Source organism: Sphingobium subterraneum (assembly GCF_014199435.1).
Classification (GTDB): domain Bacteria; phylum Pseudomonadota; class Alphaproteobacteria; order Sphingomonadales; family Sphingomonadaceae; genus Sphingobium; species Sphingobium subterraneum.
The window spans coordinates 85,825-110,301 of the sequence record NZ_JACIJP010000004.1; the positions used below are offsets into that span (position 1 = coordinate 85,825).

21 protein-coding genes are annotated in these 24,477 nt (G+C 63.7%); 9 read left to right on the forward strand and 12 right to left on the reverse strand.

From position 1 onward, the window contains the following. Window positions 1–42: 42 nt before the first annotated feature. From FHS92_RS12440 to FHS92_RS12475, 8 genes are all read right to left on the reverse strand, one after another. Window positions 43–1,914 carry a methyl-accepting chemotaxis protein gene (locus FHS92_RS12440; RefSeq protein ID WP_343056730.1) on the reverse strand — a complete coding sequence of 624 codons (1,872 nt, stop codon included), beginning with the start codon at window positions 1,912–1,914 and terminating at the stop codon, window positions 43–45. A gap of 136 nt (window positions 1,915–2,050) precedes the next feature. Further along, window positions 2,051–3,415, reverse strand: a complete 1,365-nt coding sequence (locus FHS92_RS12445) for an alginate export family protein (protein WP_246351981.1) — start codon at window positions 3,413–3,415, stop codon at window positions 2,051–2,053. A gap of 252 nt (window positions 3,416–3,667) precedes the next feature. Next, entirely contained in the window at window positions 3,668–6,145 is a 2,478-nt protein-coding gene (locus tag FHS92_RS12450) for a TonB-dependent receptor (RefSeq protein WP_184081057.1), read from the reverse strand. An 82-nt stretch (window positions 6,146–6,227) separates the two neighbouring features. Continuing rightward, a complete protein-coding gene (locus tag FHS92_RS12455; protein WP_184081058.1) occupies window positions 6,228–6,410 on the reverse strand; it encodes a YezD family protein in 183 nt (60 codons plus the stop codon). Beyond that, window positions 6,407–7,375, reverse strand: coding sequence for a sulfate/molybdate ABC transporter ATP-binding protein (locus tag FHS92_RS12460; RefSeq protein ID WP_221231040.1), 969 nt, complete (start codon window positions 7,373–7,375; stop codon window positions 6,407–6,409). The genes FHS92_RS12455 and FHS92_RS12460 overlap by 4 nt, the downstream gene beginning before the upstream one ends. Next, on the reverse strand, window positions 7,372–8,214 hold the full coding sequence (gene cysW, locus FHS92_RS12465) for a sulfate ABC transporter permease subunit CysW (RefSeq protein WP_184081060.1): 843 nt from the start codon (window positions 8,212–8,214) through the stop codon (window positions 7,372–7,374). Before cysW ends, FHS92_RS12460 begins: the two co-directional genes overlap by 4 nt. Further along, entirely contained in the window at window positions 8,211–9,074 is an 864-nt protein-coding gene (gene cysT / locus FHS92_RS12470; RefSeq protein WP_184081061.1) for a sulfate ABC transporter permease subunit CysT, read from the reverse strand. Before cysT ends, cysW begins: the two co-directional genes overlap by 4 nt. Before the next feature lie 42 nt (window positions 9,075–9,116). Then, window positions 9,117–10,154: a sulfate ABC transporter substrate-binding protein gene (locus FHS92_RS12475; protein WP_184081062.1), complete on the reverse strand. Its 1,038-nt coding sequence runs from the start codon at window positions 10,152–10,154 to the stop codon at window positions 9,117–9,119. A gap of 354 nt (window positions 10,155–10,508) precedes the next feature. On the opposite strand from FHS92_RS12475, the gene FHS92_RS12480 reads away from it, so the two are divergent. Then, window positions 10,509–11,618, forward strand: a complete 1,110-nt coding sequence (locus FHS92_RS12480) for a glycosyltransferase (protein ID WP_184081063.1) — start codon at window positions 10,509–10,511, stop codon at window positions 11,616–11,618. Then, window positions 11,618–12,694, forward strand: a complete 1,077-nt coding sequence (locus FHS92_RS12485; protein WP_184081265.1) for a glycosyltransferase family 4 protein — start codon at window positions 11,618–11,620, stop codon at window positions 12,692–12,694. Before FHS92_RS12480 ends, FHS92_RS12485 begins: the two co-directional genes overlap by 1 nt. A 61-nt stretch (window positions 12,695–12,755) precedes the next feature. Here FHS92_RS12485 and FHS92_RS12490 read toward each other — a convergent pair whose 3' ends face one another. Next, a complete protein-coding gene (locus tag FHS92_RS12490) occupies window positions 12,756–13,922 on the reverse strand; it encodes a CDP-glycerol glycerophosphotransferase family protein (protein WP_184081064.1) in 1,167 nt (388 codons plus the stop codon). Between the two features lie 92 nt (window positions 13,923–14,014). On the opposite strand from FHS92_RS12490, the gene FHS92_RS12495 reads away from it, so the two are divergent. Next, complete coding sequence (locus FHS92_RS12495) at window positions 14,015–15,385, forward strand: lipopolysaccharide biosynthesis protein (protein ID WP_246351982.1); 1,371 nt, start codon at window positions 14,015–14,017, stop codon at window positions 15,383–15,385. A 94-nt stretch (window positions 15,386–15,479) separates the two neighbouring features. Here FHS92_RS12495 and rplS read toward each other — a convergent pair whose 3' ends face one another. Beyond that, entirely contained in the window at window positions 15,480–15,848 is a 369-nt protein-coding gene (rplS, locus tag FHS92_RS12500) for a 50S ribosomal protein L19 (RefSeq protein ID WP_184081065.1), read from the reverse strand. Window positions 15,849–15,858: 10 nt separating this feature from the next. Continuing rightward, the gene (gene trmD / locus FHS92_RS12505; protein ID WP_184081267.1) at window positions 15,859–16,590 is read right to left on the reverse strand and encodes a tRNA (guanosine(37)-N1)-methyltransferase TrmD; all 732 of its coding nucleotides are present in this window, start codon (window positions 16,588–16,590) and stop codon (window positions 15,859–15,861) included. Window positions 16,591–16,779: 189 nt separating this feature from the next. Between trmD and FHS92_RS12510 the strand changes: the two genes are divergently transcribed. The 6 genes from FHS92_RS12510 to FHS92_RS12535 all read left to right on the forward strand — a co-directional run bounded on the left by FHS92_RS12510 (window position 16,780) and on the right by FHS92_RS12535 (window position 23,440). Then, a complete protein-coding gene (locus tag FHS92_RS12510; protein WP_184081066.1) occupies window positions 16,780–17,883 on the forward strand; it encodes a branched-chain amino acid aminotransferase in 1,104 nt (367 codons plus the stop codon). Between the two features lie 160 nt (window positions 17,884–18,043). Continuing rightward, window positions 18,044–21,082: a helicase-related protein gene (locus FHS92_RS12515; RefSeq protein WP_184081067.1), complete on the forward strand. Its 3,039-nt coding sequence runs from the start codon at window positions 18,044–18,046 to the stop codon at window positions 21,080–21,082. A 27-nt stretch (window positions 21,083–21,109) separates the two neighbouring features. Then, window positions 21,110–21,463, forward strand: coding sequence for an RNA-binding S4 domain-containing protein (locus tag FHS92_RS12520; protein ID WP_184081068.1), 354 nt, complete (start codon window positions 21,110–21,112; stop codon window positions 21,461–21,463). A gap of 65 nt (window positions 21,464–21,528) precedes the next feature. Further along, window positions 21,529–21,867: a ferredoxin FdxA gene (gene fdxA / locus FHS92_RS12525; protein WP_184081069.1), complete on the forward strand. Its 339-nt coding sequence runs from the start codon at window positions 21,529–21,531 to the stop codon at window positions 21,865–21,867. Window positions 21,868–22,140: 273 nt separating this feature from the next. Beyond that, on the forward strand, window positions 22,141–22,671 hold the full coding sequence (locus FHS92_RS12530) for a CarD family transcriptional regulator (RefSeq protein WP_184081070.1): 531 nt from the start codon (window positions 22,141–22,143) through the stop codon (window positions 22,669–22,671). A gap of 4 nt (window positions 22,672–22,675) precedes the next feature. Beyond that, window positions 22,676–23,440 carry a GIN domain-containing protein gene (locus FHS92_RS12535; protein WP_246351983.1) on the forward strand — a complete coding sequence of 255 codons (765 nt, stop codon included), beginning with the start codon at window positions 22,676–22,678 and terminating at the stop codon, window positions 23,438–23,440. Here the strand turns inward: FHS92_RS12535 and ubiA are convergent. Beyond that, window positions 23,437–24,342, reverse strand: a complete 906-nt coding sequence (ubiA, locus tag FHS92_RS12540; RefSeq protein ID WP_184081071.1) for a 4-hydroxybenzoate octaprenyltransferase — start codon at window positions 24,340–24,342, stop codon at window positions 23,437–23,439. The two genes, FHS92_RS12535 and ubiA, sit on opposite strands and share 4 nt — an antisense overlap. Window positions 24,343–24,477 lie beyond the last annotated feature (135 nt).

Below are 24,477 nucleotides of genomic sequence, written 5' to 3' on the forward strand. Positions count from 1 at the left end.
CGTGACGGATCACGACGGCGCAGTTTCTTGGGGATACCGCTATCAGAATTCGGCCCAGTCGTCCTCGTCCACCTTTAGCGCGAGGTTGCCTTGGCTGCGCATGGGCGCAGGTTGATAGGCGGGAGTGGTGGATGTCGCCACCGGCGTCGACGGCGTCGAAAAGCGCATTTCGCTGCGGCTGATCTCATTACCAAGCTCAAACTGCGAAAGCTGCTCGAACAGGCGCTTCGTCTCGTTTGAAAGATTGCGCGAGCTGGCCGTGCTTTCCTCGACCATGGCGGCGTTCTGTTGCGTGGCGTTGTCCATCGATGTCACCATCGCGGAAATCTCCGAGATGCCGCTGGCCTGCTTCTCGGCCGCCTCGGCGATTTCGTCGACCAGGTCGGACACATCGGTGACTTCGGTCACGATCTGGCGCAGCGCTTCGCCGCTGTTTTCCACCAGCGACACGCCTTCGGTGATGAGCGCACCGGATGTCGCGACCAGCTTGCGGATCGAAGCGGCAGCCTCGGCCGAACGCTGGGCAAGATGGCGGACTTCGGTCGCTACAACGGCGAAGCCTGCACCCGATGCTCCCGCACGGGCAGCCTCGACACCGGCGTTCAGCGCGAGCAGGTTGGTCTGGAACGCCAATCCATCGATGGTCGTGATGATGTCGGTCATTTCTTTCGAGGAAGACTCGATGTTGCGCATCGCGACGACGGCGCGCTTGGCCGTTTCGTCGACCTTTTCCGCCGACGCGCGGGCCACGCCGAGGCGGGCGCTGGTCTGACGGGCATTATCGGCGGCGACCTTCACGGAGCCGGTAAACTCCTCGAGAGTGCGCGAGGTGTGGGCGAGCGATTCCGCCTGTTTTTCCGTGCGCTGCGACAGGTCGGACGATGCCTGGGCGATTTCGTTGGTGCCGTCCTTGATCGTATTGCAGCCCTCGACGATCTCGCTCATCGCGCTGAGGAGGTGCGTGACCGCCTCGTTATAATCGACATAGAGCTTGGCGAGCGGACCACTGGTCTGTTCGTCGACGCGATGCGTCAGATTGCCCTTTGCCAGCGCAGCGAGACCGCTGCCGATCGCGTTGATCGTCGCTTCGGTTTCTGCCGCACGCTCGGCTTCGGCGCGTGAACGCTCCTGGTCAGCGGCGAACAGGGCCTTGAAGCTGTCGAGTGCACGGGCAAGGCTGCCCAGCTCGTCCTTGCGGCGCAGGCCGGGGACTTCCACTTCGAGGTCGCCCTGAACCAGCAGCTTGACCGCCGCGCTCATCTGCTTGACCGGCGTTGCGATGGTCCGCATCAGGACGAGCAGCAGGCCTACGGCGGCGATCAAACCGCCGACGACGGCACCGATCACCATCTTGCGCGCCTGATCGTAGATCTGCGTGCTCTTGGTGGACAGCGCCGTGGCGCCCTTGCTGTTAAGGTCGATCAGTTGGAGGATCGTATCCTCCACGGTGTAGAACATATCGAGCGTTTCGCCGTTGAATGTGTCGACGGCGGTGGGATCATTGGCATTGGACAGCGCGACAAGCTGGTCGGTCAATTGGCCATATTGGCCCCAGTTGGATTTCAGGTCGCCAAACAGGGCTTTCTGCTCCTTGGTAACGAGCAGTGGCTCATAGTCGTTGAGCATGCCGTCGATGGCGTTGCGCGCATTGCGCATCAGCTTTTCGGTTTTCGCCTTCTCTTCGGGCGTTGTTGCCGCGACATGGGTCGCCTGCTGGATGCGATATTGCGACGTATAGGCGTGCACGTCGCCGATCAGCTGGGACGCGGGCAGCCAGCGGCTGCGCATCTCGGCAGACAATGTGTTGACCTCACCGATCTTCATGACCGCGAATGTCCCGATGCCCGCCATCACCACCAGCAAGGTCGCGAATGCAAACAGCATCTTGGCCGTTATGCTCAGTCCTTTTGCCACAATCGTCATCCCTGTTAAGCAACTCTCCGGGCCGGGTTACCGAAAAACCTTTCATAAATGGTAACTTGGCTGGAAAGTATTTGGCAGGATATCGGGACGTGCCGACGCGCAAGGCCAAGGAGCCCATGGGATGCGTTCAGAATGTGGTCGTCAGGGACAGCACTCCATAATGGGTGTCGCCGTGCCCGGGTGCATTGGGCGCGGTATCGAGCAGTGCGCGTCGGGCCAGCCAGGCGGCATTCAGTTCCGCGCGCAGAACATCTGGCACGATCCAGTACCGGACGCGCCCTTCGACCTGATATCCCGCAAAACGGCCCGAGCGCCCCGTTGCGTCGCGAATGCCCGTCGTCGAAAAACTGTCCGTCCGGCTTGCGGCCCACAGGGCGCGGGCATTGGCGAACATGTCGAGTCGGCGGGATGGAGCGGCCTCGGCCCGCAGGCCGACAGTCTCGACATTGGTGCGCCCGAGCGCCGCATAGATTCCAGAGGGCGCAAGGTCGCTGCGGCGCATACCGAACAGCGTGTCGAACCGCGTGTATTTTCGCCCGGGACCATCCCCGCTGGCCCGGTCATATTCGATCGACAACCGGGGTTTCCACGCATGCCGGAAGGTGTAACCCGCATCGGCGTGGACGAACCATGCCTCGACGTCGAGCCGACCGGCATTGGCCGCGGCGCTGGAACGGATCGATCCGGACTGATAAATGCCCTCCACCTCTAAATCGACCGTGTCCGGCGCCGGGGTGGTCATAACGCGCGCGGAGATGGAATGCAGATCCCGGTTGCGCGTAAGACGGCTGGGCCGGTCGAATTCCTGCAGCCGGACATAGCCCAGCTCGGCAAGAATCTTGCCGCGCCCGATTGGGCGGGAAACGAGCGCGCCGAACAGCCTCAGCGACCAATCCTCCCGGTCCAGCCGGACCTTGTTGTCCCGCAGGTCCGCGAAGCTTTCCGGAAGGCGTTGCTGTGGCAAGGTATAGAAAAGGGTCGCGCTAGTCCGGTCTTTGAGCTGCAGGTCGGCCCGGAACCCGGTATAACCGCTTGTCGTGTTGCGATAGTCGTCAGCTGCCACGAGCCTGCGGGAGCCCAGATTCATGGTGAACCGTCCCGCCTGCAGGGTCAGTGTGCTCCCCTTCCCAAAGGCCCCCCGAATGTCGGTGGCCAGATAGGCCTGCACCATTTCGAGGGTGTTGACCTCTCCGGTGGTGAGCACGCTGCCGCTGTCCGTGTCATAGGCGCGGCTGTCGTAGAGTTCGCCGCCGATCCGGACAGGCCCGGCATTCCATTCGGCAGCCAGAGTGGTGCGCACGCTCCAAAGATCGTCCTTGGCGTCGAAGCCCGGCCGGAACTGGCCGTCGAGCGCTTCGTAACGTACGCGTACGGACCCCGAAATCTTCACGTCGGCGGGATTGCCGAGCGCCTGCTGCAGCGTGGGTGCCTTGGCGTGCGCGGCGTGGGGCGCAAGCATGGCGGCAACGAACGGAGCGACGCAGGCCAGCATTTCAAAGGGGCGAACCCGATGCCTTGCGATCGGGCGATGCGGGACATCCGGGCTGCGGTGAAAGCGTATGCCACCGTTTTGAACGCGATGTAATGCGCAGCAATCAGTCAATGGCGGTGTTCCTTTCCGGATGTCTTCGGAGCCACCCTCTACCGGATCGACGCGCTATGGCGATAGCGCGCTTGCCCGGTTCTCTTTACACCAGAAATGGATCGGAGCGGACTGGGCCGCTCCGATCCTTACTTTTTCAGGTCAGAACGAGAACTTGATCGTTCCGCCCCAGGTGCGCTGGTCACCTGGCGTACCGGCGATGAGACCGACGTTGCCCGGCGCAACCTGCAGCAGCTCGATATATTTGACATCGAACGCGTTGCGGACCCAACCAAACACGTCGAAGCCGTCCCCACGCACACCGGCGCGGAAGTTGGTAAGGGCATAGCCTTCCACCTTCGTGTAGATCGAGGGCGAAGCGTTTGAGTTCCAGTGCGAACGATAGTTGCCGTCCACGCCTAGATAGGCCTGACCGTCCTTCGACAGGAGGCTGATCGGAGCATTCACTTCCGCGCCATAGGAGAACGCCCATTTCGATACGCCGGGCAGGTCCTGACCGGAGATGTCGCATGCGCGCGGGCTGAGCGCTCCTGGAACGCCCGGCTGCGAATAGTCGGGGGTGGCATTGGCAGCCTGCAGCGTACCGCCCGAAAGCTCCGGCGGGCACGGCGCGTTGGTGAACTTCTTGTACTTCGCATCGGTATAAGCGACATTGGTATAGGCCGTGAACCGTTCGTTCGCGCGGATCTTGAAGTCAGCTTCCAGACCCTGCGTCCGCACCTTCTCGGCGTTGGCAAGATAGCCGCGTACCGTACCGAACTGACCACCATTCACCGTCGCCTGGAAATTCTTGATCTCTGTATAGAAGGCGCTGAGGTTGAAGGTCGCCCGACGATCCCAGAACTGGGTCTTGAGGCCAACCTCAAAGTGGTTGACCGACTCCGGCTTCACCGTGCTCGTGGTAAGATCGGGCAGGTTGGTAGCCGAATTGAGCGGCAGGCCGTTCTGGTTGATGCCCAGCGTCTTGAAGCTCTTCGCATAGGTCGCGTAACCCAGCACATCCCGCGCGAACTTGTAGTTTACGTTGAAATCGTAGCTCAGGTTCCATTTGCTGGCCGACGGCGTCGTCAACTGCGGCTGGTAAACGCCGCACTGTGCCGCACGCGGGCTGTTCGTCACGAAAGGCGGCGTGCAATCGAGCACAACGCCCGCGCCGGTCGTTACCACGCGCTGGTAAAAGCCCGATTTCTTGTCGTAGTTCAGGCGCACACCCGGCTGAATGGTAAGGGCATCCGTCAGTTTGTAGCTGAGCTGACCATAAAGTGCGGCGCTGGTGCTCTTGAGATACTGTGTGTTGGTTGCTGTCAGGCCGTTGAGAATGGAGGGATCGTTACCGCCCTGGGCATTGGTCAGACTCCAGCGGCTCGCGTCGCTGCCCTGCTGTTCGGTGCCCTGCGTGTCGATCCGCTGCTTGAAACCAAACAGGCCGACGACGAAGTCGATCTTGTCGCTTTCATAATTGTAGCGGAATTCCTGGCTGTACTGGTCCTGCTGCGACGGGTTCTGCGACTTGGACACGATCGACAGGCCGGTGAAGTCGCGGTCGTTCTGCGGCTTCCAGTCCCAGAAGCGCCAGGCGGTGATCGAGGTCAGCGTGCCGGGGCCGACATCCCATTTCACGCGCGCCGAAGCGCCTCCGATAATGTTCCCGGCCTGAAGCGTGGAGTCGATGTCGGTCAGCCGGTCATAGACGTTGCGGCTGGGCACGGCATAGTTGCGGCCGGGGTTGGCGGCGTTAACAGCCGCGACCAGCGCGTCATACTGGCGGTTGAGCGCGCGCTGTGTCGTTCCCACGCGCACGAACGCCGTACCGAATCCATAGGGGTCCTGCTTGCTGTAATCGCCCGAGAGGGTGATCGAGAGATCCTCATTGGGCTTGAACAGCAGCTGGCCACGCACGCCCAGATTGTCCTGCTCGTTGATCCAGCGCCCAGTCTTCACGTTATAGAGCGTGCCCCGGCGGGTGGTGGTGGCGACGGCGAGTCGCGCCGCGATGGTATCGGACAGCGGACCGGAAATCGCCGCCTTCGCCTGCTTGTATTTCAGATTGCCGGCGGTGACTTCGGCACGGCCCTCAAACTCGAATGTCGGCTGGTTGGTCGTGATGTTGATCGCGCCCGCCGTGGTGTTCTTGCCATAAAGCGTGCCCTGCGGGCCGCGCAACACTTCGACCTGATTGACATCGAGGAAATCGAAGGTCGCCGCCGCGACGCGCGAGTTGTAGACGTCATCGACATAGATGCCGACCCCCTGCTCGAAGCCGTCGCTGGTCAGACCGAACGGCACGCCGAGTCCGCGAATGTTAACCGAAGTGTTGCGCGGGTTCGACGTGTAGACCTGCAGCGTGGGGGCCAGCTGCTGCAGTTTCACGACGTTGAAATTGCCAGTGGATTCAATGCTGTCGGCCTTAACCACCGAGATGGCGAGCGGCACGGCCTGCGCTGCTTCCTGGCGGCGGCGGGCGGTGACGATGATGACTTCGCCACGGCCGTCACGGGCTTGCGCTTCCTGATCGGGGGCGACCGCGCCGCCTTGATCCGGTGCCTCGGCGGCAAAAACCGGCACGGCAAACAACGCTGCGCCAGCAGCACTGGTAAGTAGAAGTGATCGTGTGAACATTTTCGTTTCCCTGCATTAGTCAGGCTGCCTCCAGTTATCCGGTCAGCGCGCCATTCGTTTTCGTTGGTGGTGTTTTCGCGGATCAGTTCGCCTTGAGGCGCTTCTTCTCCGTGATATCGATTTGCGTGACGCGTCCTTCGTGAACGGTGAGCGACACGGTTCCGTATCGGATGTTGGACAGGGCCTCGCGCACATTGGCGAGGCTTTCCTCCAGAAGTCGGGCCGCTTCAGGATCGGGCGGCCGGTGGACTTTTCCGGTGGTCATGGCGATACTCCCGTCTGGGGAAAGGTCTTGGAACGGCGAGGGCGGATGAAAATCGTCGTGCCCAGCGCAGGCGGCGGAAGGCTGGCGTCCAGATCAAGCTCGATCACGGTGTCGCTGCCCGCGAGCTTCCCCTCTACCCGCCAGAACCCTCCTTTGCGGAACAGGTTGTCGACGACGACGGGGTCCCCGCCGTCGGTAACGATCTCAAGGTCGTGGGGCCGGACATGCAAGCCGCCGGGCAGAAGGTTTGTTTCTCCGACGAAATGCGACACGAACGGCGTGGCCGGTTCCATATAGACCTGTTCAGGCGTGCCGGCCTGGTCGATCCGGCCATGGTCCATCACCACCACCCGATCGGCAAGCTCAAGCGCCTCTTCCTGATCATGTGTTACGAAGATCGAGGTCAGACCCATCTGCGTATGCAGATCCTTGAGCCAGCGGCGCAGGTCCTTGCGCACCTTTGCATCAAGCGCGCCGAATGGCTCGTCAAGCAGCAGGAGTTTCGGTTCGATGGCCAATGCCCGGGCGAGGGCGACACGCTGACGCTGGCCTCCGGAAAGCTGGCCGGGATAGCGATGGCCCAGTCCTTCAAGCTGGACGAGGCGCAACAACTCCTCCGCCCGTGCGCGGATGGCGGCCTTGGTCGGGCGGTTCTTTCCCTTGCGCACGCTAAGGCCGAAAGCGACGTTTTCTGCCACGGTCATGTGGCGGAACAGGGCATAATGCTGGAAGACGAAACCAACCTGGCGTTCGCCGACGCTGCGGCTGGATACGTCCTCATCATTGAACAGGACCTGCCCGCCGTCCTGAAATTCCAGCCCTGCAATGATCCGCAACAACGTGGTCTTGCCGGACCCGGAGGGGCCAAGCAGAGCGATGAATTCACCGGGCTGGACTTCGAGGTCGACACCGTACAACGCAGCAAATGCTCCGAAATGCTTGGTGATGTTCTGAACCTTGATCAATGGACCGCTCCCCCGTGGTGTAAGTCGAAGCGCCATTCGAGAATGCTCTTGGCGATGAGCGTCACCAGCGCGAGAGCAGCAAGCAATGATGCCACGGCGAAGGCGCCGACGAAGTCATATTCGTTATAAAGAATCTCGACGTGCAGCGGCATCGTGTTGGTTTCGCCGCGGATATGGCCGGATACGACCGAGACCGCACCGAACTCCCCCATCGCGCGGGCATTGCAGAGCAGCACGCCATAGAGCAGGCCCCAGCGGATGTTGGGCAGCGTCACATGCCAGAAGGTCTGCCAGCCGTTCGCGCCGAGCGAGATCGCCGCTTCCTCATCGTCCTTGCCCTGCTCCTGCATCAGCGGGATCAGCTCGCGTGCCACGAACGGAAAGGTGATAAAAACGGTGGCGAGCACGATGCCCGGCACGGCAAAGATGATCTTGATGTCATGCTCGGCAAGCCACGGCCCAAGAAGCCCGTGCGCGCCGAACAGTAGTACGAAGATGAGGCCGGATACGACGGGAGATACCGAGAACGGCAGATCGATGAAGGTGATCAGCAGGTGCCGTCCAGGAAAGTGGAACTTGGTGATCGCCCAGCTTGCCGCCACGCCGAACACTACGTTGAGCGGAACGCTGATCGCGGCGATGAGGAGGGTGAGGCGGATGGCAGCCCAGGCATCGGGATGCATGACGGCCTGCCCAAAGGCGCCGATCCCCTGCTTGAAGGCTTCGGTGAACACCGCGACAAGCGGCAGCAGCAGGAAGAAGGCGAGGAAGATCATCGCTGCGGCGATGAGCAAAGCCTGCGAAGTGCGGCCTTCGGTGGTGGATGCGGTGCGGCTCATGCGCCCAACCTCCGGCGTTGGGCCGCCTGCCACGCGTTGAGGCCGAACAGGATCACGAACGAGAAGACCATCATCACCGTCGCAATGGCGGTGGCTCCGTCATAGGCATATTGCTCCAGCTGCGTGACGATCAGCAGCGGCGCGATCTCGGTCTTGCCGGGCATGTTGCCGGAAATGAAGATCACCGATCCATATTCCCCCACGCCCCGCGCGAAGGCGAGCGCGAAGCCGGTGACAAGCGCGGGCGCGATCGCCGGAAAAATAACCTGTGAAAAGGTCTGGATCCGATTGGCTCCCAGCGTGGCGGCGGCTTCCTCGACATCCCGGCCGAGGTCCGCCAGTACCGGCTCCACCGATCGGACGACGAACGGCAGGCCGATGAAGACAAGCGCGATGATGATACCGAGCGGCGTAAACGCAACCGTGACGCCAAGCGGTTCGAGATACTGCCCGATCCAGCCACGGGGCGCATACAGCGCGGTGAGCGCGATTCCCGCGACCGCAGTGGGCAACGCGAACGGCAGGTCAACCAGCGCGGACACGAACCGCTTACCCGGAAAGCGATAGCGGACGAGCACCCACGCGACGAGCAGCCCAAAGACGGCGTTGATCAGTGCGGCCGCCGCTGCCGTGCCGAAACTCAGGCGGTAGGCCGCGATGGCGCGGTGCGAAAACCCCACCTCGACGAAGCCATGCCAGCCCATGCCCGCCGATTTCAGGAAAATCGTCGCCAGCGGGATGAGCACGATGAGAGTCAGCCAGACAAGACTGAACCCGAACGTCAGGCCAAAGCCGGGGAGCACGGACGGCTGGCGCCAGCTTGTCTTTCGGACAGAAAAGGGAGTTGCAAGGGATGACATCTGCAGTGGCCTGCTCGATTGGAGGGGGAAGGAGAGATCAACTCACTTCTGGCTGTAAATCCGGTCGAAGACCCCGCCGTCGTCGAAGTAGGTCTTCTGGGCTGACGCCCATCCCCCGAAATCCTTGTCGATCGTGACAAGGTTAATGGTGGGGAACTGATCCTTGAACCGGGCAGCGACATCCGGATCGCGCGGGCGATAGAAGTTACGGGCAATCTCAGCCTGCGCCTGAGGGGTGTAGAGGAATTCCAGATAGGCCTTGGCGACCGCTTCGGTCCCGTGTTTCTTGGCATTGGCGGCGATGACGGCCACCGGCGGTTCCGCCAGAACCGAGATCGAGGGGACGACGATTTCAAACTTGCCCTTGCCCAGTTCCTTTTCGGCCAGAAACGCCTCATTTTCCCAGGTCAGCAACACATCGCCGATGCCACGCTCCACAAAGGTCGTGGTGGAGCCCCGCGCACCGCTATCCAGGACAGGGACCTGCGCGAAGACCCGCTTCACATAGGCTTCGGCGGCAGCGTCGCTACCACCCGCCTTGCGGCCGTAAGCCCATGCTGCGAGGAAATTCCAGCGTGCTCCGCCGCTCGTCTTGGGATTAGGGGTAATGACGGCGACGCCCGGCTTCACAAGGTCGCCCCAGTCTTTGATCCCCTTGGGATTGCCTTTGCGCACCAGGAACACGATGGTCGAGGTATAAGGGGCGCTGTTATCCGGCAGAGCCTTCTGCCAGTCCTCCGGAAGCAGCTTGCCCCGGGCGGCAATAGCATCGATGTCATAGGCCAGCGCGAGGGTGGCCACGTCGGCTTCAAGCCCGTCAAGTATGGCGCGGCTCTGCTTGCCCGACCCGCCATGGCTCATCTTGAAGGTGATGTCCTGGCCGGTCTTTGCCTTCCAGGCGGCGGCAAAGAGCGGGTTGACCGCCTGATATAGTTCTCGGGTCGGATCATAGGAAACATTGGTGATCTCGACAGACTTCGCGCTCTTTTCTCCGCCGCCCGAACAGGCGGAGAGCAGCGTAACTACCGCAACCGCGGAAGCGAGGAACAGGCGGCGAGTGGTTTTGCCTGAAATGTGCATCACGATATCCTTCATGTTCCTGTGGCCGGTCCGGGAGGCCAGAACAAAGGGTCGGGCAACGCCCGCACAATCCCCCTTTTCAGACCCCCTTTTGTCTACCGTTTAAATAGATACACAGCTGAACTTATGTCAATTGTATCGATAGAAATAAAAACTTTGCGCCGCTAAAGCAGTCGCTCCTTGGCTTGGCTGGTTTGCCCCTTCCGGAGGCTTTGGATGAGCGATCAGCCCCATAAAGGCCTTGTGCCGCAGGATTGATGGGACCCGTCAGGGGTGAGATCCTTCCTCCCCGGCCCGCGACAATCCGGGTTAATCTTCACTCGCACACTCCGAAAACCGATGTTAAAGGGCGCCATGGGTCGGCATCTATCCATCGGGATAGTTCTTCATGATTTTGCCTTGGGGGGGACCGAACGGGTCGCTGTCCGCCTCGCGGGTGTGTGGGCGCGGAAAGGCGCTTCCGTGCGGATTTTCTGCGGCTCGCGCGAAGGGCCACTGTATGATCTGCTTGCGCCAGAGGTGGATGTGATCGTTACCGACCCGCCGATGCCGCGCTCAACAGGGTCGCTGACTCGCGTCGGTTTCGATGCCCGCGACTATTTTGCAGAGCATCCAGTCGATGTGCTTTTCGTGCCCGGCAATTTCCACTGGCCGGTTATCCCGCCGATCGCGCTGACCATCGGACCGGCGCGTCCGGCGATCGTTGCGCAAATCAGCAACGCCCTGCGCAAGCCCCAGCGGGGCTGGCTACGGCAGGAACTGTTCAACCGCCGCATGCGCGTGCTGTTGCGGCGAGTGGATGCGCTGGTCGCCTTGTCGGACGAGCCGCGGGACCAGGCCAACGCAATCATGCGCCGCAATTGTGCGCTGACGATCCCGCTGCCTGCATTGTCGAATACGCCGTTGCCACCGGTTCCCTTGCCAGCCGCTCGCGCCATCGTCGCGGCGGCGCGGCTGGTGCCGGAAAAAGGCTTTGTGGATCTGATCAATGCGTTCGCGGCGATGCGCGATCCGGACGCTACCCTCACGATCGTCGGATCGGGGCCCATGGAAGCCGAGCTGCGCGCGCTCGTGCGGCAACACGGCCTTGACGACCGTGTCCGTCTGGTGGGTTATGCTGCCGACGTTCGTCCCTGGCTTGACCAAGCGCGCATCTTCGTGCTGTCCTCACACTTTGAAGGCTATGGCGCGGTGCTGATCGAGGCGCTGGCCGCCGGCCGCCCGGTCGTGACGACCAACTGCACCCCGGCGATGACGGAACTGGTGACCACGCCCGCAGCGGGCCGCGTTGTGCCTATCCACGATCCGAACGCACTGGCCGCCGCGATGCGCGACCTGCTCGACGCGCCGCCGCCGGATCCCGACGCGCTGGCCGCCAGTGTCGCCCGTTTCCGGATTGAACCGGTAGCGGACGAATATTTGCGGCTGTTCCACCACGTCGTCGCGCAACGCCGCGCCGCGTGATGACTCTGCGCATTGCCTATGTCATCAATTCGCTGGAGGGGGGCGGGGCGGCGTTGCCTGTCCCGTCCATAGTCGATGTGCTGCGGCGTGCCGGGGCGGAGGTCAAGGTCTTCGCCCTCACTGCTCGCGACGAACGCGCCCGTGCCGCCTTGGTGGCAGCGGAAATTGACGTCGCGGTGCGCGCCGGGGGGGAGGACGATCATTTCGCCGCCCTTCGCTGGCTGGATCAGTCGGTACGAGCCTGGGGCGCAACTCATTTGTGGACTTCGCTGACCCGCGCGACCTTGCTGGGGCAGCTTGTTGGTCTGCGCCGCCGTTTGCCGGTGATCAGTTGGCAGCACAATGCTTTCCTCAAACCCGCGAACCTCTGGCTATTGCGCACGACGCGCGATCTTTCGAAGCTGTGGGTCGGCGATTCGGATGAAGTGACCCGGCTCACGGCCGAAAGGCTGGGCGTGAACCCGGAACGCGTGCTGCGCTGGCCGATTTTCCGGGCCGATCCGACAGCTCCCGTCGCGTCGTCATGGACGCCGGGCGAAACGATCCGTATCGGCACCTTGGGGCGGCTGCACCCCGCCAAGGGCTATGACCTGCTGGTCGACGCGCTGGCCCAACTGCCCCCCGGACTTCCGCCGTTCGAGATCGTGATCGGCGGGGAGGGCGCGCAACGCGCTGCGCTGCTTGCGCAGATGGAAGCACGCGGCGTCCGTACAGTGAGGCTGGCTGGTTATGTCGAGGATCCCAAGGCGTTTCTCGCAGGGCTACACCTTTATCTTCAGCCGTCGCGCCGCGAGGGGCTGTGCATCGCGGCCCATGAAGCGATGCAGGCGGGGCTTCCGGTCGTCGCAGCCGCCGTCGGGCAGCTTCCTTTCTCGATCCAGCACGGAATCACCGGCCATCTGTTTCCGCCCGGTGACATCGCGGCCCTCAGCGCGACGCTCGAACAGGTGCTGTCCGAACCGGAGGCGCTGGCGGCGCGCGGCATGGCAGCGCGCTATCATATCCTCGATGAATTCGGGCCTGCGCCGTTTGAGGCCGCCGGACTGGCGATCCTCGAGCGCCTCAGCGCGTTCTGATTTTACGCAGCGCCTTTTGCACATCCCGCCGTGCCTCGATGGCTGCGCAGGCCCATTGCGGCTAAGGCTCCACCCCCTTCGCACCGAGCACGGCCATAATCGCCCGCGCGGCGCGCACTGAGGATGCTTCCTCGGTCAACTCGAAACTGCGCGCGAACAGATCCTGCTGCGCGTCCCGATAGCGGTTGGGATCGGCCAGAGCCCGGTCGAGAGCGCCGCGCAGATCCGCCACGTTGTCGATGACCTCGCCCGCCTGCCAATGCGCATAATTGGGGTCGCCGCGCCAGTCGACATGCTGGCTGTTCAGAAAGATGCAGGGGCGCGGGCGATAGAGAAATTCGTAGATCTGGCTGCTGACGTCGCCCAGATAGATGTCCGCCGCCGCCGTATAGGTCATGTCGGTCGAAGCCGCGCTGCCCAGGTCGATAAGGATATTGGGAGCATCATGATAGCGCCGGTCGATGGTCCCCGGCCGGTCGACGCGCAGCCGGTCGATCGTCACCGTAAAGCTGCGGTGGAACAGCATGACATGGGGTGCGAAGATCAGGTTAAAGCGGTCGTCGTTCAGGAAAGTGTCGAGCACCGCCCGCCCCTCCTTGTACCAGGAGGACAAATGCGGAGAGGGGTGGGGGTTGTAGAGGACGGTCGGCTTGCCGTTCGCTTGAAACGTCAGGCGCGGGGCGGGATCGGGCATCAGGTCGAACTTGGGATAGCCCACGGTGCTCAGCTTCTCCGGCGCTACCCCCGCATCCCGCACCAGCCGGTCGCGGATCTTCGTGCCGGACACCAGCACATGGTCAAACCCCGCACTCGCCTTGTTGAAGCCGATCGCCCGGTCGCCCGCGCCGTGGCGCGTATGGATGATCTTGAGGTCGAGATGATAGCGGGTCTTGAGCAGCAACGACGTCTTTTCCGTCACCACCAGCGCGTCAAGACTACGGAAGAAATCCAGATTGTCCCGATACATGCCGATCTTCGCAATGGGCAGGATCGTCTCGAACGCATGGGACAGTGCTCGTGTCGTCCGGCTGCGTAGCCCGAGCTGCTCGACATGGATCGGTTCGTCCAGGCGTGCGGAAAGACGCCTGACCTCGTCCGTCAGGCGCGAGTTGGTCGTGGCGACGATGACCTCGACTTCCGGGTATTCCCGGCGCAGCGCAAGCGCAACGGGAAGGGCGTGGGCCACCTGATGCGCCTGGTCATGATTGAAAAGGAAGCCAACTTTCATTCGCCGGTCGCCCCCATTTTTCAGCATTGTCTCCACCAGCATTGCGCAAAAGCCGGGTGCATTTGGCCTGCTGGTCGCATAATAGCAATGAAATGTCTGCGTCTTCCTCCCACATGCTGGATTCTGATCCGCCGCTGCGCTCCGGCCCGCGCCGCGTGCTGGCCAATCTTGTGCATCTTCTGGGGGGAAAAGCGGCCGCTGGCGTGCTGAGCCTGATCTATCTTGTCATCGCGACCCGCACGCTCGGCGCACACGGCTATGGTATCCTGATCCTCATCAGTTCCTACGCGGTCATGATGGGCAGCATCCTGGCCTTTTCGGGTTTTCACGGCGTGGTTCGCTATGGCGCGATAGCGCTGGCTGATGGCGACCATGCCGGTTTCGCGCGCATCGTGCGGTTCATGGCGCTGCTGGAGCTGGGCTGCGGTGCGCTGGCGATCATCCTCGCGGCCGTGCTGGTGCCGTTCGTCGGACCGCGCCTCGGCTGGTCGCCGGACGTGACGGACATCGCGCGCATCTACAGCTTTGCCGTGCTCGCGACTGTGCGCGCGACGCCGCAGGGTGTGGTGCAGATAGCCGGACGGTTCGACTGGCTTGGCATCCACCAGACGGTCTCGCCGACGATCCGCCTGCTGGGCGCGCTGATCGTGTGGTTGACAGGGGCGGGGCTGAGCGGGTTCGTCCTGGCATGGCTGGTCGCCGCCGTTGTCGAATGGGCAAGCATGTGGTTTCTCGGCTGGAAAGCCTGGACGATGATCGCGGGTGGGCAGCCACTGACCGGCCCATGGCGCGGGGTCATACGCGATCATGAGAAATTCGGTGGGTTCATCGTGCTTACCAATTTCGATATCACACTTCGCGAACTCGCGCCCAATCTGGTGCCGCTGACGGTTGGCTGGATGCTTGGCCCGACGGCGACCGGCGTGCTCGCGCTCGCGCAGCGCGCGACATCGCTGCTGCAACAGCCCGCCGCCATGCTTTCCAACGCCAGCTATGCCGTGCTGGCGGATCAGGTCGCCAAGCGCCACTGGGCTCTGTTTCGCCACACCGTGTTGCGCAGCGCTGCGATCGCTGGCGCGCTGGCCGTTCTCTTTGTTATGCTGATGCTGTTGTTCGGAAATCAGATCCTTGTCCTGCTGGGCGGCCATAGTTTCGCGGGCGGGACAGCGCTGGTGGTCCTGGTCGCCTTGGGGAGGTCGGCCGCGCTTGTGTCCACGCCGTTGGCGGCGGGCCTGACGGCACTCGGCAAGCCCCAGCGGTCGATGTCGGTCGCGCTGTTGACGAACCTCATACTGTATCCGCTGCTCCCGGCCTTGCTTTGGCTGATCGGGCTGAATGGTGCCGGTTGGCATGGGATGATCCAATATGGCGTCGCGCTCACCCTGCTGGCGTGGTTTTTCGTGCGGGATACCGATGGCGAAGCAACGGGGTTCGTGCGCACGACGAGCGGTCAGACAGACTGACCTACCTACACCGTTGGCCAAGACCTCCCAGGAACGAAAAAGGCGCCGCGGAGAACCGGGCGCCTTCTTGCATATCGTTGCGATGGAGGAAGCCTCAATCTTCGGTGCGGACGTCGCGGCGCTCGGCGATACGGGCGCGCTTGCCGGTGCGGCCGCGCAGATAATAGAGCTTCGCGCGACGCACGACGCCACGGCGCACAACCGTGATCGAATCGATGTTCGGCGAATAGAGCGGGAACACGCGCTCCACGCCTTCACCGAAGCTGATCTTGCGCACGGTGAAATTGCTGCCCATGCCCTTGTTCGAACGCGCGATGCACACGCCTTCGTAGTTCTGGATACGGGTCCGTTCGCCTTCGACGACGCGCACGCCGACGCGCAGCGTGTCACCAGCGCGGAATGCCGGAATGTCCTTGGCGAGGGCGGCGATGCTTTCCGCCTCGATCTGCTGAAGCAGGTTCATGTTCAGTCCTTCAGTCTTCGCGTTGCGCATCAGAGGGCGACTGGTCCCGAACGCCAGAGTAGCGTTCCCAAAGGTCCGGTCGCCGTGACCGTGTATCTGCCTCCGCCCTTTGTTTCCGCCAGGCGGCGATCTTCGCATGATCCCCCGATCGCAACACTTGCGGGATCGTGCGCCCCTCCCACTCGGGTGGTCGGGTATAGTGCGGATATTCGAGCAGGCCGCTTTCGAAGCTCTCCTCATCCCCACTGGAAGCGGCGCCCATTACACCGGGAAGCAGGCGAACGCAAGCATCGAGCAGCATCAGCGCGCCGATCTCTCCACCGGACAGGATGATGTCGCCCATCGACACCTGTTCGATCGGCCGGGCGTCGAAAATCCGCTCATCAAAGCCCTCGAAGCGCCCGCAGAGAATCGTCACGCCGGGCCCTGCGGCGAGCTGCCGGATGCGGGCTTGGGTAATCGGCGCGCCGCGCGGCGTCATGGCGAGCACCGGGGCGGCGGGCTGCACGGCGATGGCGTGGTCGATGGCGCGCGCGAGCACATCGGCGCGCAATACCATGCCCGCGCCGCCGCCTGCCGGGGTATCATCCACCGACTTGTGCCGGTCGGTCGTGAAGTCGCGGATCTGCACTGGCGCGCACGACCAGATCTCCTCCACGAGCGCGCGCCCGGCGAGCGACACACCCAGCGGGCCGGGGAACATCTCGGGATAGAGCGTCAGGATTTGCGCGTGGAACGTCATGCGGGCCCAATAGACGAAGTGCGCATAAAGAGCCACCATGCCCTACGCGACTTTCCGGCGTCCGGCTCGTCCCACACGCGACAGTATCCCTTACCGAATGCCTTGCTTTCCCGCCGCCCCGCCGTCATAGAACCCCTTCGCTCAACCTGCCTGAACTGGCTGATTTTAGCTGGTCTGCCGGAGACTATGATGAACGACGTTATGGATATGCGGTTCGAAGTCGTGCCCAACGGCAACAAGCGTTCCGCGCAGGAGCGCGCCGCCCTGATGGAAGATCCCGGGTTCGGCCGGGTCTTTTCCGATCATATGGTGACGATCCGCTGGACCGCCGACAAGGGTTGGCACGATGCGCAGGTCCGTGCGCGCGAACCCTTTTCGCTCGATCCCGCCTGCGCCGTGTTGCATTATGCGCAAGAGATTTTCGAAGGCCTGAAGGCGTACCGCAGCGCCGATGAGGGCGTCACGATGTTCCGGCCACAGGAAAACGCGCGTCGTTTTCGCGAATCGGCGGAGCGCATGGCGATGCCGGTCCTGCCCGACGCGCTGTTCCTGCAAGCGATCGAAGAGCTGATCCGCGTCGACCGGGACTGGGTGCCCACGCAGGAGGGCGGCAGCCTCTATCTGCGCCCGTTCATGTTCGCGAGCGAGGCGTTTCTGGGTGTGCGTCCTTCAGCGGAATATATCTTCTGCGTCGTGGCCTGCCCGGTGGGATCCTATTTCAAGGGCGGTGCGAAGCCGGTCACCGTCTGGGTGTCGGATGATTTCACCCGGGCGGGTCCGGGCGGTACAGGCGCGGCCAAATGCGGCGGCAACTACGCTGCCAGCCTCGTTGCCCAAGCGGAAGCCTATGCGCAGGGCTGCGATCAGGTTGTGTTTCTCGATTCGACCGAGCGTCGCTGGATTGAGGAATTGGGCGGCATGAACGTGTTCTTCGTCTTTGACGACGGGTCGATCATGACGCCGCCGCTCACCGGCACGATCCTGCCCGGCATCACGCGCGATTCGATTTTGACGCTCGCGCGCCAGCAGGGCCGCCCGGTCGAAGAGCGCAAATACAGCATCGAGGACTGGCGCGCCGACGCGCAGAGCGGCCGCCTGCGCGAGGCGTTTGCGTGCGGAACCGCGGCGGTGGTCAGCGCGATCGGCGAGGTGCGCTCGACCAAGGGCAACTTCACGATCGGCAACGGCGGAGCGACCGGCGAAGTGACGGAGACGCTGCGCGAACAGCTGACCGCCATTCAGCGCGGCGAAGCCCCCGGACCGGACGGCTGGTTCCGCAGGGTTTCGCTCTAAGCCAAGCGATCCACGGGCAGGGTGTGCGCGACTGCGAATGCCCGCACCTATCGCAGCGGCGCGGGTGCCGGACCCCAAAGCCGCGTCCAACCGTTGGCGCAGCGTGTAAAACTTCGCATCCGGCCCTTGTGCCGGCTGCGTGCTTGGTCGAGAAAGCCCCATGGTCTCCTTTTCGCGCGCAGCGGTTACGGCGGTGCTCGGGCCGACCAATACCGGCAAGACTCACCTCGCCGTTGAACGAATGTGCGCGCACAGCAGCGGCATGATGGGCTTTCCCCTGCGCCTGCTCGCGCGGGAGGTGTATGATCGTGTGGTCGCGATCAAGGGGCGGGAACAGGTCGCGCTGATCACCGGCGAGGAAAAGATCCTGCCGCCGCAAGCGCGCTGGTTCCTGTGCACCGCCGAATCGATGCCCCTGCGTGGCGGACGGGACGGGCGGACAGGCGATGGCCCGATGAACGGCGATTTCGCGTTCGTGGCGCTGGACGAGGCACAGCTCGGGGCAGATCTCGAACGCGGGCATATTTTTACCGACCGAATGCTGCGTGCACGCGGGCGCGAGGAGACGATGATCCTGGGCAGCGCTACGCTGGCGCCGATGGTCAGGGCGCTCATTCCTGACGTGGACATCATTTCCCGGCCACGCTTCTCGACACTGAGCTATGCGGGCGCGAAGAAGCTCTCCCGCCTGCCCAAACGTTCGGCGATTGTCGCGTTCTCGGCGGAGGAAGTCTATGCCGTCGCGGAAATGCTGCGTCGCCTGCGGGGCGGGGCGGCGGTGGTGATGGGTGCGCTCTCCCCCGCCACGCGCAACGCGCAGGTGCAGATGTTCCTAAACGGCGATGTCGATTACCTCGTCGCGACCGATGCCATCGGCATGGGACTGAACCTCGACGTCGCGCATGTCGCCTTTGCTTCGTTGCGCAAGTTCGACGGGCATCGCACGCGGCGGCTCACCGTCGCGGAAATGGCGCAGATCGCCGGGCGGGCCGGGCGGCACCACAAGGACGGCACGTTCGGCACGCTGGGCGCTGAGGATGGCGAGGCCGCGTTTCGCCCGGAAGAAATCCTTGCCATCGAAGAGCACCGCTTCCCCGTGCTCGATCATCTTTACTGGCGCGACGGCGATCCTCCGCTCGACAGCGTCGACCGACTGATCGCGGCGCTGGAAGAACGGCCCGATCGACCGGAACTCAAACCCGCGCCGCAGGCGGTCGACCTGGCCGTGCTCAAAACGATGGCCGAGGATGCGCTGGTGCGCGAACGGGTACGCCGCCCCGGCGATGTTCGCCGCCTGTGGGATGTGTGTGGTCTGCCCGATTTCCAGAAGCTGGGTGCTGACCATCATGCCCGTTCGGTCGCGCGCCTGTGGCGGTTCCGCTCCGAAGGCAATGGCTACGTGCCCCGCGACTGGTTCGCGCAGGGGCTGGCACGGCTCGACAATGTGCAGGGTGATGTCGACACCCTTTCGGGCCGGATTGCTGCGGCGCGCACCTGGTCCTATATCGCGCACCGCCCGGACTGGCTGGAATTTCCCGCCGAGATGGCCGAACGGACGCGCGCACTCGAAGAAAAGCTGTCCGACGCCCTGCACGCTGCGCTGACCCAGCGCTTCGTCGACCGGCGAACCTCAATCCTGTTGCGCGATATCGGGCAGAAAGGCCATGAGTTGCCGGTCGACGTGGAGCCCCATGGCGATGTAATGGTCGACGGAGAAATCATTGGACGGCTTGACGGCTTCCGTTTCTTTGTTGATCCACGGGCTCGAGGACATGACCGGAAAATGCTGCTCGCGGCGGCGGAACGACGATTGGGAAAGATGTTGACTGTAAGGGCTGAAGAACTGATCGCCGCGCCGGACGCGGACTTTGCGCTGGACGCGACGCCGGGGGCGAACCCGCGTATCCTGTGGAAGGATGTGGAGGCGGCCGTGCTGCTCGCCGGACCAACGCTCATCACGCCGGAAATCCGTGTCGACAAGGCGCTGGTCGCGCTGGGCCAGGACATGCAGAAGCGCGTGACCGAGCGCCTGACCCGCTGGATGGCGACGCAGCGCGAACGCCATTTGCTGCCGCTCGCCAAGATGATGGAGCAGGCGGGGTTGCCCGAGACCCCGGCGGTCGTGCGCGCATTCTTCATCCAGCTTGCGGACGCGGGCGGCATCATGGCGCGGACCGACCTTGATGCCTCGCTTGCCCTGCTCGACAAGGACCAGCGACAGATTGTCCGCCGTGCGGGCGTCACCATCGGGGTGCTCGATATCTATCATCCCGGCCTTCTCAAGCCCGGCGCGGCGCTGTGGCGCATGGCGCTGCTCTCCGCGCGGCGCGGCAAGCCGATGCTTCCTCTCCCCCCGGCGGGGGCGGTGGTGCTGAAGCTCGAAGGCCGCGAAGATCAGATGGGCGCGCGCCTCGCAGGCTTTCGGGGTTTTGCCGACACGCAGATGCGCATCGATATGGTCGAGCGCGTAGCGCGGGGCGCGCATGAAGCGATCGCGAAGAACGAGCGCTACGACATCGCGTCCCCGCTGATCGTGTCGTTGGGGATCACCGAGCCGGTGTTTCTGGCCCTGATGCGCAGCGCCGGTTTCCGTGCCGTCGAGCCGCGCGGCGAGGCGGTGGTCGATGTCGCGCCGGAAGCTCCTGTTGAAGACGTGACAGCTGCGGAACCGACGGAAGCGGCGCCGGAAGCCGTCGCAGAGCCTGTTGCAACCGACGCCATCGTGCCTTCGGAAGAGGCGTCCGCCCAAGCCGCTGTGGACGCTCCGGAACCATCTCCGGTCGAAGTCCCCGCCGAGGGAGCGCTGGCCGAAGCGGCGACCGACGCCGCGCCGGAAGCGGAGGCCGCGCCCGTTGTTGCAGCGCCGACCGGCGCCAACTGGGTCTTCCGTGGCCGTCCCAAGCCGCGTCCGGCCGCGTACGGCGCGCGGGGCCATCGCAGTGGCGAACCGCACGCACGCAATCATGGGGATGACCAGCGCAGCGCCACCCGCAAGGACAGCAATCGGGGCACCCCACCAAAGGACGGGGCTCGCGGCGGCAAGGGTCGTCCCGAGCGAAAGACGGATGGAGACGGCCGCAATCGGCCTTCCGTCCCGAGCCGCTTTGCCGATCGCGCCCATTCCACGGCTGGACCGGACCGTCCGGCGGGGGGAGGCGCATTTGCCGGGCTTGCTGCGCTGCTCGGACGCGATGACTGATCGGCGCGGTCTTTGGCCGGACCACGCATGACCCGCACCCAGCCTGCGCCCGTGCCCTCGCACGCGCCAGGCCAGCGGATCGACAAGTTCCTGTGGTTTACCCGCCTTGCAAGCAGCCGCTCGGCGGCGCAGGCGCTCGCGGGAAAGGGTGTCGTCCGCCTCAACGGCCGTCGGATCGATCGGGCGCACAGCCCGGTGCGGGTTGGGGATCTCGTCACCCTGCCGCAGGGCGAGCGGGTGCGCGTTGTGCGTATCCTCGCCTTGCCCGAACGGCGCGGCCCGGCGAGCGAAGCGTCCACCTGTTACGACGAACTGGAACTCGGGCAGGGGGCTGTCGCTTATTCGCAGCAGCGCCTTGACGCGGACGCAGGGCCGGAATAGCAGGGCCGCATAAGAATGAATTTTCTACCGGCCGCCGGTGCCGGGGTACAGGGAAGACACCGCCGATGACCTATGTTGTGACTGACGCCTGCATCCGCTGCAAATATATGGATTGCGTCGAGGTTTGCCCCGTTGATTGCTTCTACGAGGGTGAGAACATGCTGGTCATCAATCCCAGCGAGTGCATCGACTGTGGCGTGTGCGAACCGGAATGCCCGGCCGAAGCGATCCTGCCGGACACGGAAAACGGTCTGGAAAAGTGGCTGGAGCTGAATGCGACCTATTCGGCGCAATGGCCCAACATCACCACCAAGGGCGATCAGCCCGCCGATGCCGACGAGCATAAAGGCGAAGACGGCAAGTTCGACAAATATTTCTCGGCCGAACCCGGCTCGGGCGGCTGAGCTTCTGCGGGGGCTTTCCCCGCACCGGTTGGCGCACGGGCCTTGCGTACCGGACGAAAAATTGTCCCAATTTCAGCCTCTCGCGCCGCACAGCGCGTAGGGGGTGGCCATTTTATGACGAATCTGTTAAAAGGATTGCGAAGGCGGATTGTCGCTGCCGCCTGGAGTAACAAGTCCTTATGATTTTTGCGTCGATCCGACCGCTTCCTCGCCTGTCGCAGGCAAGCCAGCGCCCGGGATTGACCCGCATCTCTGATAACAGAAAGGTTTCCAATGGCTGTTAAAGCCCTGTCCTTCGACGTCGGTGATTATGTCGTATATCCCAAGCACGGTGTCGGCCGCGTGATCGAGCTGCAAAGCCAGCAGATCGCCGGGATGGAACTCGAACTTTACGTCCTGCGCTTTGAAAAGGAGCGCATGACCCTGCGCGTCCCCACCAACAAGGTGGAAAGCGTCGGCATGCGCAAGCTGTCGTCCAACAAGACGCTGACCGAAGCGCTCGACACCCTTCAGGGCAAGCCCAAGGTGAAGCGCACCATGTGGTCGCGCCGCGCGCAGGAATATGAAGCGAAGATCAACTCCGGCGACCTTGTGTCGATCGCGGAAGTGACGCGCGACCTGTTCCGTGCCGACGACCAGCCCGAGCAGAGCTATTCCGAGCGCCAGATCTTCGAAGCGGCGTCGAGCCGCCTCGCCCGCGAACTCGCGGCGATGGAAGAAACGGACGAGCCGAGCGCGCTTAAGAAAATCCTGCGCATCCTCAACGAGGCCGCGCCGAAATACGCGCGGGAAAAGCTGGACTGATCGCTTGACCGATCGGTTCATTCCGCAAGAGGGGCGTCGTGCGCGGCGCCCCTTTTTCGTCGCGCTGCTCGGCATGGGCGTGCTGTGGGGTGTGCTGTGCGCACCGTCGCCCGCTCTTGCTGCGGGACAGACCTACACAATCACCAGCTTCGACAGCATTCGGGTGGCAGCGCCCGTGCGCGTTGTCCTGCGGACCGGGGTCGGCGTGTCGGCAAAGGGAGAGGGGGATCGCGCGGCGCTCGACCGTATCAGTCTTTCCGTTTCCGGCGGACTGCTGACCGTCAGCATACGGCGCGAGGCGGATGGCGCGCTTTCCAGCGCGACATCGGGCGCCCCGGTAACGCTTACCCTTTCGACCGGTTCGCTGCGTCGCGCATCGATTCTGGGCGGCGGTTCGATCGCCATCGACCGGATCAAGGGGCAGCGCGCGGACCTACTCATCGGCGGAAGCGGTGACCTCAGTGTCGGGCAGGTGGCGGTCGATCGGCTGACCCTGCTGATCGGAGGCAGCGGGAAAATGACGGTCGCGGGCACGGCGGGTATGCTCGATGCGCGGGTCAATGGTCCCGGCGCGATCGCGGGCGAGGGCCTTGTTGCGCGCACGGCGACCGTGCTCAATGACGGCCCCGGCACCGTGCATCTGTCTGCCACGGTCAGCGCGCGAGTCGCCGCCAGTGGATCGGGCGACACGGCGGTGGACGGCAAGGCCGCCTGCACCGTCAGCCAGAGAGGCACCGGCCGGATTACGTGCGCGGGCAAGGGTTACTAGCCCGCACTCCCCACCACGAAACACGCCGCGAACATCAACAACCCAGCAAAGCGGTTGGACCGGAACTTGACCAGCGGGTCCGCGCCGTCCTCGCGCAGCGTCACAACCTGCCACCCGAGATGCACGGCCATCGGTAGCAGCGCGGCGAGCGCCAACGGGTCGGGCCGCGCGGTCCACAGCGCGCCAGCCCACAGCGCCAGCGCTCCCCCATAACACAGGCCCACGCCCGCGCGCACATGCCGCCCCATGGCAAGCGCGGAAGAGCGGATACCGACCAGCGCGTCATCCTCCCGGTCCTGCAACGCGTAGATGCTGTCATAGCCGATCACCCAGGCGATGCTGCCCGCGTAGAGCAGCAGCCCTGTCGCGCTCATTCCGCCGGTCGTCTCTGCCCAGCCGACCAACGCAGCCCAACTGAACACCAGCCCCAGCCACGCCTGCGGCCACCAGGTAATGCGCTTCATGAACGGATAGGCCGCGACCAGCGCCAGGCTCGCCAGTGCTACGATCTGCGCAACGGAGCGTAACTGGGTCAATACCACCAGCCCCACGAGGCTCAGCGCGATCAGCCACATCCATGCGACCTTGAGCGACACCACGCCGCTCGCCAACGGACGGCTGGCGGTGCGCGCCACTTTCCGGTCGAGGTCGCGGTCGACGATGTCGTTATAGACGCAGCCTGCTCCGCGCATCGCGATGCTGCCCAGGAGGAACCACACCAGCAGATCCCACCGCGCCACCGCTTCCCCGGCCAGCGCGATGCTCCAGGCACCGGGCCAGAACAGCAGCCACCAGCCGATCGGCCGGTCGAACCGCGCGAGCAAGGCCAGCGCGCGTATCCGCGGAGGCATGCGCGCCATGATGCTGCTGGCTTCGCTATCGGGAACGATGGAGTGGTTCATTCTGGTCCTCTTGATAGTGGAGCCGGGGATTATATTCTCAGCCCGTTCGCATCGAGCGCAGTCGAGATGCCGTGCGCACGTGTCTCGACTATGCTCGACACGAACGGGGGGCAATGAAGCGTGATCCCCCGCTCG

What these genes read in the sequence shown, in the direction of transcription:
- FHS92_RS12515 (WP_184081067.1), top strand. Translation starts at nt 18,044, where the DNA reads ATGGTCTCCTTTTCGCGCGCAGCGGTTACGGCGGTGCTCGGGCCGACC.
- FHS92_RS12475 (WP_184081062.1), bottom strand. Translation starts at nt 10,154, where the DNA reads ATGCACATTTCAGGCAAAACCACTCGCCGCCTGTTCCTCGCTTCCGCG.
- trmD (WP_184081267.1), bottom strand. Translation starts at nt 16,590, where the DNA reads ATGACGTTCCACGCGCAAATCCTGACGCTCTATCCCGAGATGTTCCCC.
- FHS92_RS12455 (WP_184081058.1), bottom strand. Translation starts at nt 6,410, where the DNA reads ATGACCACCGGAAAAGTCCACCGGCCGCCCGATCCTGAAGCGGCCCGA.
- FHS92_RS12490 (WP_184081064.1), bottom strand. Translation starts at nt 13,922, where the DNA reads ATGAAAGTTGGCTTCCTTTTCAATCATGACCAGGCGCATCAGGTGGCC.
- ubiA (WP_184081071.1), bottom strand. Translation starts at nt 24,342, where the DNA reads ATGAACCACTCCATCGTTCCCGATAGCGAAGCCAGCAGCATCATGGCG.
- FHS92_RS12485 (WP_184081265.1), top strand. Translation starts at nt 11,618, where the DNA reads ATGACTCTGCGCATTGCCTATGTCATCAATTCGCTGGAGGGGGGCGGG.
- FHS92_RS12510 (WP_184081066.1), top strand. Translation starts at nt 16,780, where the DNA reads ATGAACGACGTTATGGATATGCGGTTCGAAGTCGTGCCCAACGGCAAC.
- FHS92_RS12480 (WP_184081063.1), top strand. Translation starts at nt 10,509, where the DNA reads ATGGGTCGGCATCTATCCATCGGGATAGTTCTTCATGATTTTGCCTTG.
- FHS92_RS12495 (WP_246351982.1), top strand. Translation starts at nt 14,015, where the DNA reads ATGTCTGCGTCTTCCTCCCACATGCTGGATTCTGATCCGCCGCTGCGC.
- cysW (WP_184081060.1), bottom strand. Translation starts at nt 8,214, where the DNA reads ATGAGCCGCACCGCATCCACCACCGAAGGCCGCACTTCGCAGGCTTTG.
- FHS92_RS12445 (WP_246351981.1), bottom strand. Translation starts at nt 3,415, where the DNA reads ATGCTGGCCTGCGTCGCTCCGTTCGTTGCCGCCATGCTTGCGCCCCAC.
- rplS (WP_184081065.1), bottom strand. Translation starts at nt 15,848, where the DNA reads ATGAACCTGCTTCAGCAGATCGAGGCGGAAAGCATCGCCGCCCTCGCC.
- cysT (WP_184081061.1), bottom strand. Translation starts at nt 9,074, where the DNA reads ATGTCATCCCTTGCAACTCCCTTTTCTGTCCGAAAGACAAGCTGGCGC.
- FHS92_RS12450 (WP_184081057.1), bottom strand. Translation starts at nt 6,145, where the DNA reads ATGTTCACACGATCACTTCTACTTACCAGTGCTGCTGGCGCAGCGTTG.
- FHS92_RS12520 (WP_184081068.1), top strand. Translation starts at nt 21,110, where the DNA reads ATGACCCGCACCCAGCCTGCGCCCGTGCCCTCGCACGCGCCAGGCCAG.
- fdxA (WP_184081069.1), top strand. Translation starts at nt 21,529, where the DNA reads ATGACCTATGTTGTGACTGACGCCTGCATCCGCTGCAAATATATGGAT.
- FHS92_RS12530 (WP_184081070.1), top strand. Translation starts at nt 22,141, where the DNA reads ATGGCTGTTAAAGCCCTGTCCTTCGACGTCGGTGATTATGTCGTATAT.